Below are 8359 nucleotides of genomic sequence, written 5' to 3'. Positions count from 1 at the left end.
CTGCGCTCGACCGCCATCAGCCTGATCCGCCTCAGCGGGACCAACAACATCGCGAAAGCCACCCGACATCACGCCAGAGACGCCGCCCGACCCGCGAAACTACTCCTCACCTGCTGAAACACGACTTTGACGAGACCCTGCCCCCCCGCCGAAGTGTCCGCTCATTCCGGGTTGTGGGTGGCTCCGCTCGCCCGGACTTGACGGAATGCGCGCGGACACGGTGAGAAGCAAAGGCGGCTACTCGAGGGCCGGCACCCATCCGTCGCCATCGGCCCGGCCAAGTTCGCCGCTGACGCCGATCGATGCCGCGAGGCGCGCGAGATCGTCGGGCCATCAGCCGGCTTGTGCAATGACATAGGCGATGATCGCGGCAACGACAACGACCGCGAAGACTGTGCGATCGGTGCCTGCAAATCACCTAGCATCGAGTTCAGTCTCGCGGCCCGGGACTTGAACCGCAGGAGGCTCGTCTCAAGCACGGCGTTAGCGGGGAGTCGCCAGCACTAGACACGTCACGCGCTGCCAGCCCGGCGTCCTCGGCATCTTCTGCTCCGCCAACGGCCAGACCACGACGACCAACATGGGCAGCGTGCAGATTTGCGCTCAGGAGATGCGCATACAGACGGGCCAGTTCTCACCCGCCACTGTGTGCAAAGGGAGGGGGGCAAGTTCAAGACTCGACGGCGCCGCTGAGCCCGATCCTGTGCCTGCGCCTTGAGCGCAAGCAAGGCGTCGAGATCGAATGACTGCGGCGAGACGGTGGATCTCCTCGGGCTGGGGCGACTGCGGAAGCATAACCGGCGTCGCGCATCGAAGCTCGCGCTCCGACCTGCAGTATCGCCGCCGGTGCGGCACCGAGCGGGTAGCGGAAACGTCCCGGCGGAGCTCGGCTCACTGATCCTCGATGTGCCGCGGCCGAGCGGTGCCGGAGTGCATCCGAGAGTCCCGACAGCGTCCGTCAGACCGGTGAACGTCGCTACCGGACCGGGCCTGACCGTTCGGCGACGCTCACCAGGTCTCGTCCGGCTCGTAGTCGTCCACGGGGACCGCGCGCCGCGCGCGCAGTTCGCTGCGCGAGCCCGCCTTCGCCCCGGCGCCGAGGTCGACGGCGGTCCGCTCGTCCTCGATGTCGATCTCGGGGGCCAGGTTCCCGCCCCCGGCCGCCCGGCGCCCCCTGCCCGAACCGCCAGCGGCACCAACGCTAGCGACCGGTACTTGCGTTGGCTGGACGATAGGCCCCGTCCGCGCGGCTGAATACCCGTCGCCGCCGAAACGGGGGCACCCGACAACGCCCCACGGTCAGCCACGAACCGGGGTCACGTCCCAGACTTGTCACCGCCTACCGAGGTCACGATGTCGACGACGAACGGGGACCGCAAGGTCAAGGGGTCATAGGGCGGGACTATGGGGGTCAGCAATGGGGGTCAGGGCGCCGCCGAAACTTCCGACGACGCCCTGCTCAAGCCTCTGACCTGCATAAACACTGTCGGGCTGACAGGATTTGAACCTGCGACCCCCTGACCCCCAGTCAGGTGCGCTACCAAGCTGCGCTACAGCCCGCCGGCCCCGGAGGGCCGACGGAAACACTACCGCACGCTCGCCGTGGCCCTGTCATTGACCGGCCGTAGCGAGTGAGTGCTCGTTGGCGCTCATGCCGCTGTCCCGTCTCGCGAGGGGACGGTCCCGGTCTGGCCCGCTGACGCGGTGCCGGGTTGACGCTTCACGGCCACCTGCTGGGCAGGCCCGGTCTTACGGTCGGCTCCACGTCCGTTTTCGATCTCCGCGCCACTCGCGGCGACCCTGAGTTCATTCCTGCCGTACTGCGCCAGGTTCAGCGCAGCGTTGACGTCCGCAAACTGGGAAGGTCGCGGCCTCTGGGTCCGGCCCAGCCGAGCACCAGTCTGTGCCGGTTGCGGCCGGCCCCGGCGTGCTCCCGATCGCGTTGACCGACACGCACCTGGACGTGCCGGATGCAGGTCGAGGACGGGCCGCCCGAGGACGAGGCTTCCGACTACCGCGAGGCTCGACCGGGCCCGGCACGAGGGCCGAAGGGTGCGGCAGTTCGCTGCCGTCTTGAACTCGAACACCGAGCGGGACCTGGACCTCGACGTGAGTTTGCATTTCGTATTACGATATTCACATGCGTGAGGAGGCGATCGGCGGACGGCAGGTTTCTGAAGCGCAGATTCAGGCATGGTCCGATGAGGCCCAGGCCGGGTACGAAGTGAAGAAGTTGCGCCGCCGTGGGCGCCCGAGCGTCGGAGATGGTCCTGGCGCGGTGGTGCCGGTGCGCATCGACGCGAACCTGCTCGCCGCGCTGACTGCGCGCGCCGAGCGAGAGCATGTGAGTCGGTCGGAGGCAATCCGGGCTGCCATTCGTGCCTGGGCACAATCGACGACGACAGCCCCGCCCGCCAGCTGAGGCTTGGCTTCGACCCGGCGGGGCGCCTACTTGAGCTCGTCGTCCTGCGTTTCGATTCCGGCAGCGATTTGCTCATCCATGCGATGAACGCCCGGCCCCAGTACCTCAATCTGCTCACCTGTGCCCATAGGCCGGGGATCGGAACACCAGCCGCAACCTCGACCTCCGATGATGGTGGGCTTTCTGCACGGATGTACTGTGCTGAGTGTGCAAGAAGCGGTAGCCTGATGTCATGACTGAGGTGCCGCTGACCATCAACCCGGAGGACGTGCGCCGCAGCGCACCCACCGTCGGCGCGCCCGGCTGGTTGCAGCAATTGGCGGAGTATGTGCGTGAGGCCGCCGCCTCGGGGCAGACGGTGACGGTGACCTCTCGCCGGCGGATGCTGACGCCAGAGCAGGTGGCCGAGGCGCTGGGCGTGTCCCGTTCGACGATCTCGCGCAAGATCAAGGCGGGGCAGATCCGCGCTGTCAAGGTCGGCAACCGCAACCGCATCCCGTACGAAGAGTTCGAGCGGTACTGGGACCAGGTGATGACCGACATGGTCACGGTCGTGGCCGACGACATCGAGGCGGACCTCTTTGGCGACGAGTGAGCCCACCGTCGTCTTCCTCGATGCCAACGTCATCGCCAAGCCCGTCACCCGCACGTTGCTCATGATCGGTGGTGTGCCCAGCGGTTACCTCGCCGTGTGGAGCCAGACGGCCGAGACCGAGGCGGAACGACACCTGCGGGATCGAGTGACCAAGCCAAGCGCCGTCCGCGCCCGGTACGGTGTCGAACTCACGCCAACCGGCGAGGTGGGGCACAAGTTCGACGCCACCAGAGGTGCGGACCGGCAGATCCTTGCGGACGCCGTCGCCGCCGGTGCGCGGTATCTCGTGACCGAGGACGTTGACGACTTCGCCGAACCCGACCTCGCGGGCGTGGGGATCTCGGCTGTCAACCCCGACCTGTTCCTGGCCGAGCGCATGTCCGCCAAGGGCTACGCGTACGCGATCGCAACCTTCGTCACAACCCAGACCAAGCCGCGACGAACCGGCCCGCAGGTACACGCAGCGATCGCCAAGCAACATCCGCTGCTGTTCGCCGCGCACGCCGGGCTGTACGACGTCGAACCGAAGATCTCGCCGCACGAGCCGCCTGCCGTGACCTTCCGAGGCCGGCGTTGCCTGCGGTGCGAAACCGTCAACCACGCTGGCGCGGAACTCACGCAGGGGCTGTGCGAGAAGTGCCGAGCGGCTCGGTAGACAACGCCCTCAGGCCGCGGAACCAGTCCGCCGCTCCCCCGCCATCACGTCCAGCTCGGCCGCAACCAGCCCGAGCACCACCAGGTCCACCACCAGCCCGCTCACCGCCGCGAACTGGTCCAGCCGGAACAGGAAGATCTGCGTCACCAGCAGCGCGACGAGCACCGCCCGCCGGAACCACACGAACCCGCGCCGCCGGTCCGCGCGCACCCGCACGAGCCCCACCACGGAGCACCCGAACGAGACGACCCCGCTGACCAGGATCCCGACCACGACGTACCCGGGCGCGTGCGCCCCGGCAACCCACGCGGCGATCCCCCGGCCCACAGTCAAGGCCCCGGTAACGGTCAGCACGACGATCGTGATCCACGGCGCCCACGGTGCCCGGACCACCCGCCGGCTCGCGCCCACAACAAACCCGGAGACGGCACCCAGCGGGTCGGGCAGCTCCTCGGCGTCCTCCTCGACGACCGCCAGCAGCGCCCGCACCTCGTCGGCCCCTGTCACGTCCCCGGCCGCCGAGAGCAGCGCGTGCGCTCGCCATCGGGCACGGGGACTGAAACCGCCCGCGACGCCCGCCGCAGCGAGGTCCACGGCCCCGGCGAGGGACTCGGCGGGATCGCGCCCCCCGCGGCCGTGCAGCGCCTCGCCGACCAGCACGAGCGCGACCATCACGACGTAGATCAGCGCTGCCGTCGGCGCGAAGAAGTAGTTGTTGTCGGACGTGACGAACTTGCCGACCTCGTCGATGAACAGCCCGAAGCCGATCCCGCCGAGCAGCGCCCCCACGGGCCGCGCCAACGGGCCGGCGAACGACAGCAGAACGGCCACGGCCAGTGCCATCAGCAGCCCGCCGGGCAGCACGTGGGCGATGTGCAGCCCGCCGCCACCGATCTGCGGATAGCCGGAAAGCGCCAGGAAGCCGCGCGTCAACAGCACCGTCGACACGGCGGCGACCAGGAACCCGGCGAAGTGCATCCCTGCGGCCGGATCGCGCGGCAGGCCCCACCGCAGCAGAAGGCGACGGTGCGCAACAGACCCGCGCCGAACCTCGCCCCCCGCCGCGGACGTCACCGCCGGCGCTTCTCCCGCACCCGGACCGAGATCGCGATCGGCGTGCCCTCGAACCCGAACGTCTCGCGCAGGCGACGCTCGATGAACCGCCGGTACCCCGCCTCGAGGAACCCCGTGCTGAAGATCACAAAACGCGGCGGGCAAGTGGCCGCCTGCGTGGCGAACAGGATGCGGGGCTGTTTGCCGCCGCGCAGGGGGTGCGGGTGCGAGGCGACGAGCTCGCCGAGGAACGCGTTGAGCTTCCCCGTCGAGATCCGGGTGCCCCACGAGGCCAGCGACCGCTCCAGGGCCGGGACCAGCCGGTCCGTGTGCCAGCCGGTCTTCGCCGAGAAGTTGATCCGGGGCGCCCACTGGACCTGCACGAGGTCCTTCTCGATCTCGCGCTCGAGGTACGCGCGGCGGTCCTCGTCCATCAGGTCCCACTTGTTGTACGCGATGACCAGTGCGCGCCCGGACTCCACGACCTGGGTGATCACCCGGGTGTCCTGCTCGGTCATCTTCACGCTCGCGTCCACGAGCACGACGGCGACCTCGGCCTTCTCGATCGCGGCCTGCGTGCGCAGCGAGGCGTAGAAGTCGGCGCCGGACGTCTGGTGCACGCGGCGCCGGATACCGGCGGTGTCCACGAACCACCATGGCTTGTCCTTGAGCATGACGAGCTCGTCGACCGGGTCGCGCGTGGTGCCCGGGACGTCGTCGACGACGACGCGGTCCGAGCCCAGCACCTTGTTGAGCAGGGAGGACTTGCCGACGTTGGGGCGCCCGACGAGCGCCACGCGGCGCGGGCCGCCGCCGGGGATCGCCTTGCCGAACTGGGACTCCTTCGGCAGCGCGCGCATGGCGGCGTCGAGCAGGTCACCGGTGCCGCGCCCGTGCAGGGCGGACACGGGGTGCGGCTCGCCGAGGCCGAGGCTCCACAGCTCGGTGGCGTCCGCCTCGACCCTCGGGCCGTCGACCTTGTTCGCGCACAGCACGACCGGCTTGCCGGCCTTGCGCAGCAAGCGCACGACCCGCTCGTCGGTCGCGGTGGGCCCGACCTGGGCGTCCACGACGAACAGGACGGCGTCGGCCAGCGAGATCGCGATCTCGGCCTGCTCGGCGACCCGGGCGGCGATGCCCTTGGCGTCGACCTCCCAGCCACCGGTGTCGACCACCGTGAAGTGTCGTCCCGCCCACTCGGCGGCGTAGGAGACGCGGTCACGCGTCACCCCCGGCTTGTCCTCGACGACCGCTTCACGACGGCCAAGAATGCGGTTGACCAGCGTCGACTTGCCCACGTTGGGGCGTCCGACGACGGCGAGCACGGGCAGCGGCACGCCCGGCAGCAGGCCGTCGGCGTCGAGCTCACCCTCGAGCAGCGCGAGGTCGTCGTCCTCGAGCTCGTACTGGGTCAGGCCGGCGCGAAGCGCCCGCTCACGGATCTCTTCGCTCGTTGTATCGTCGGCGGAGACGCCGTCGTCCGTCACGACGGGAGCCGTCAGATCCGGCTCGACCTCGTCGGACAGGGGCAGTTCTGTTCCACTCATGCCCCTATCCTCCCAGTATCGGCGGCCTACTCCGAACCGGCCTCGGCGTCAGCGGGGCAATCGGTGGGCAGAACGAGCCCCGTGCGGGCCGTCGCGGAGGCCACGATCGCGCCCAGCGCGACCCGGATCGCCTCGTTCGCGTCCTCCAGCGCGTCCCGCCCGGACACCCCGGGCGCCCGCTCCAGCAGGATCGGTGTGCCGAACTCCACGACCAGGCGCCGGCGGATCCCGGGCACGTGCCCGACGCTCTCGCCGGTGCGCCGGGTACCGAGCATCGCGACCGGCACGACCGGCGCCGCGCCGTTCAGCGCGAGCCACGCGATGCCGGCCCGCGCGCTCGCCGCGTCGCCGCGGCCTCGGCTGCCCTCGGGGAACAGCCCGACGACTCCCCCGGCCTTGAGCACGGCCAGCGCGCTCATCAGCGCGGGGCGCCCGACGTCGCGGTCGATCGGAATCTGCCCCGCGCTGCTCAGCAACGCCCCGATCGGGCCGGCGAACATCTCCGCCTTGACCAGCACGTGCACCGGCCGCCTCGTGGCGCCGACCAGGATGGGGCCGTCGATCACGCCGGTGTGGTTCGCGGCGAGCAGCACCGGACCGCTCGCTGGGACGTTCGCGGCGCCGGTCACCCGGGTGTCCCAGACGCCGTGCGCGAGGAAGTTCCCGAGCCAGCGCGACCACGCCGGCTCGAGGTCGCTGGGGGCGCGTTTCGCGGCAGCGGGCTGCCCGACGGCGGCGCGCGAGTCGACGCTCACGCGCTCGCCCGGCCGACCCGCACGACGACGTCGAGCACGGCCTGCACGGTCTGCTCGAGGTCCAGCTCGGAGGAGTCGACCGTGACCACGCCGTCGGCGGCGACGTGGAACTGCACGACGGTCGAGTCGTCGGCGTCGCGGCGCAGCACCTGGTCGCGGGTGGCGTGGAGCGCGGCGGCGTCGTCCGTTCCGTGCACCTCCAGGGCGCGCCGGGCGAGGCGGGCCGTCTCGTTCGCGGTCAGCAGCACGCGCACGTCCGCGTCGGGCGCGACGACGGTGGTGATGTCCCGCCCCTCGGCGACGATGCCGCGGCCGCCCGAGAACGACGACGGCGACGATTCGGCCGCGATCGCCGCGCGCTGCAACCGGCCCAGCTCGCGGCGCGCGGCGAGGTTGGTCGCCACCGCGCTGACGGCGGCCGAGATGCGGGTCTCGCGGATCGCCTCGCCGATGTCCGTGCCGCCGACGTACACGGTCGGCGCGGCGGGGTCGACGCCCATCACCAGCGGCAGGGCGTGCACCTCGGCCGCGACCGCGTCGGTGTCGTCCAGCGGGACGCCGCGCTCGAGGCACCACCAGGTCGCGGCGCGGTACATCGCGCCGGTGTCCAGGTAGGCGAGCTCGAGCCGGGCGGCGACCTGGCGCGAGACGGTGGACTTGCCGGAGCCGGACGGGCCGTCGATCGCGACGACCAGCGGGGTCGCGAGCGTCGGGCGAGCGGTGTCGGTGGAGTTGTCGAAGAGCGGGGCGTGCATCGTTGTGGGTCCCATCAGCTGGCGAGCCGCCAGCCGCGTGCGGTCAGCTCGGTGTGGAGGTGCTCGGCGCGGGCAGGCAGCACGGAGATCGCGGCCATCCCGACGGGCCGGCCCGAGGCGTGCTCGAGCTGGAGGTCTTCGAGGTTGACGCCGGCGGCGCCGACGTCGGTGAGCAGGCGGGCGAGCTCGCCGGGCGCGTCGGGCACCAGGACGGTGACGATCGCGTACTCGCGCGGGGTGCCGCCGTGCTTGCCGGGGATCCGGGAGACGCCGGCGTTGCCCTGCGCGATCGCGCGGGCGAGTACGCCCAGGGCCGCGTCGCCGGTGGCGTCCGATGCCCCGGCGACGGCGAGCGCGTCGATCACCGTGTCGAGGTCCGTGCGCAGGTCAACCAGCACGTCGCGGACCTCGCGGGCGTTCGCGGCCAGGATCGAGGTCCACAGCGCGGGGTCGCTCGCGGCGATCCGCGTGACGTCCCGCAGGCCCTGCCCGGACAGGTCGAGGGCACCGGCGGGGGCGTCCCGCAGCCGCGCGGCGACGAGGCTCGCGACCACCTGGGGGACGTGCGAGATCACCG

At 71.0% G+C, this 8359-nt stretch carries 8 protein-coding genes and 1 tRNA gene; 3 read left to right on the top strand and 6 right to left on the bottom strand.

The features are described from left to right. Positions 1–1486: 1486 nt before the first annotated feature. Positions 1487–1560 (bottom strand) — tRNA-Pro (locus tag VIM26_RS01540). A gap of 580 nt (positions 1561–2140) precedes the next feature. Between VIM26_RS01540 and VIM26_RS01535 the strand changes: the two genes are divergently transcribed. The 3 genes from VIM26_RS01535 to VIM26_RS01525 all read left to right on the top strand — a co-directional run bounded on the left by VIM26_RS01535 (position 2141) and on the right by VIM26_RS01525 (position 3672). Beyond that, on the top strand, positions 2141–2422 hold the full coding sequence (locus VIM26_RS01535) for a ribbon-helix-helix protein, CopG family (protein WP_331948549.1): 282 nt from the start codon (positions 2141–2143) through the stop codon (positions 2420–2422). A 232-nt stretch (positions 2423–2654) separates the two neighbouring features. After that, complete coding sequence (locus VIM26_RS01530) at positions 2655–3017, top strand: excisionase family DNA-binding protein (RefSeq protein WP_331948548.1); 363 nt, start codon at positions 2655–2657, stop codon at positions 3015–3017. Continuing rightward, positions 3004–3672, top strand: coding sequence for a hypothetical protein (locus tag VIM26_RS01525; protein WP_331948547.1), 669 nt, complete (start codon positions 3004–3006; stop codon positions 3670–3672). Before VIM26_RS01530 ends, VIM26_RS01525 begins: the two co-directional genes overlap by 14 nt. A 9-nt stretch (positions 3673–3681) precedes the next feature. On the opposite strand, the gene VIM26_RS01520 is transcribed toward VIM26_RS01525, so the two are convergent. The 5 genes from VIM26_RS01520 to VIM26_RS01500 all read right to left on the bottom strand — a co-directional run. Continuing rightward, a complete protein-coding gene (locus VIM26_RS01520) occupies positions 3682–4746 on the bottom strand; it encodes a hypothetical protein (protein WP_331948546.1) in 1065 nt (354 codons plus the stop codon). Further along, positions 4743–6272 (bottom strand): ribosome biogenesis GTPase Der, encoded by a 1530-nt coding sequence (gene der / locus VIM26_RS01515; protein ID WP_331948545.1) that lies wholly within the window; start codon positions 6270–6272, stop codon positions 4743–4745. Before der ends, VIM26_RS01520 begins: the two co-directional genes overlap by 4 nt. A 26-nt stretch (positions 6273–6298) precedes the next feature. Continuing rightward, the gene (locus VIM26_RS01510) at positions 6299–7027 is read right to left on the bottom strand and encodes a lysophospholipid acyltransferase family protein (RefSeq protein ID WP_331948544.1); all 729 of its coding nucleotides are present in this window, start codon (positions 7025–7027) and stop codon (positions 6299–6301) included. Continuing rightward, the gene (cmk, locus tag VIM26_RS01505; RefSeq protein WP_331948543.1) at positions 7024–7782 is read right to left on the bottom strand and encodes a (d)CMP kinase; all 759 of its coding nucleotides are present in this window, start codon (positions 7780–7782) and stop codon (positions 7024–7026) included. The genes VIM26_RS01510 and cmk overlap by 4 nt, the downstream gene beginning before the upstream one ends. Positions 7783–7796: 14 nt before the next feature. Beyond that, positions 7797–8359, bottom strand: a 563-nt coding sequence (locus VIM26_RS01500) for a prephenate dehydrogenase dimerization domain-containing protein (RefSeq protein WP_331948542.1), incomplete at its 5' end; no start/stop codon positions are given.

Source organism: Pengzhenrongella sp. (genome assembly GCF_036565025.1).
Taxonomy (GTDB): domain Bacteria; phylum Actinomycetota; class Actinomycetes; order Actinomycetales; family Cellulomonadaceae; genus Pengzhenrongella.
Note: the sequence above shows the minus strand (reverse complement) of the source record. Positions and strands in the feature narration are given on the sequence as shown.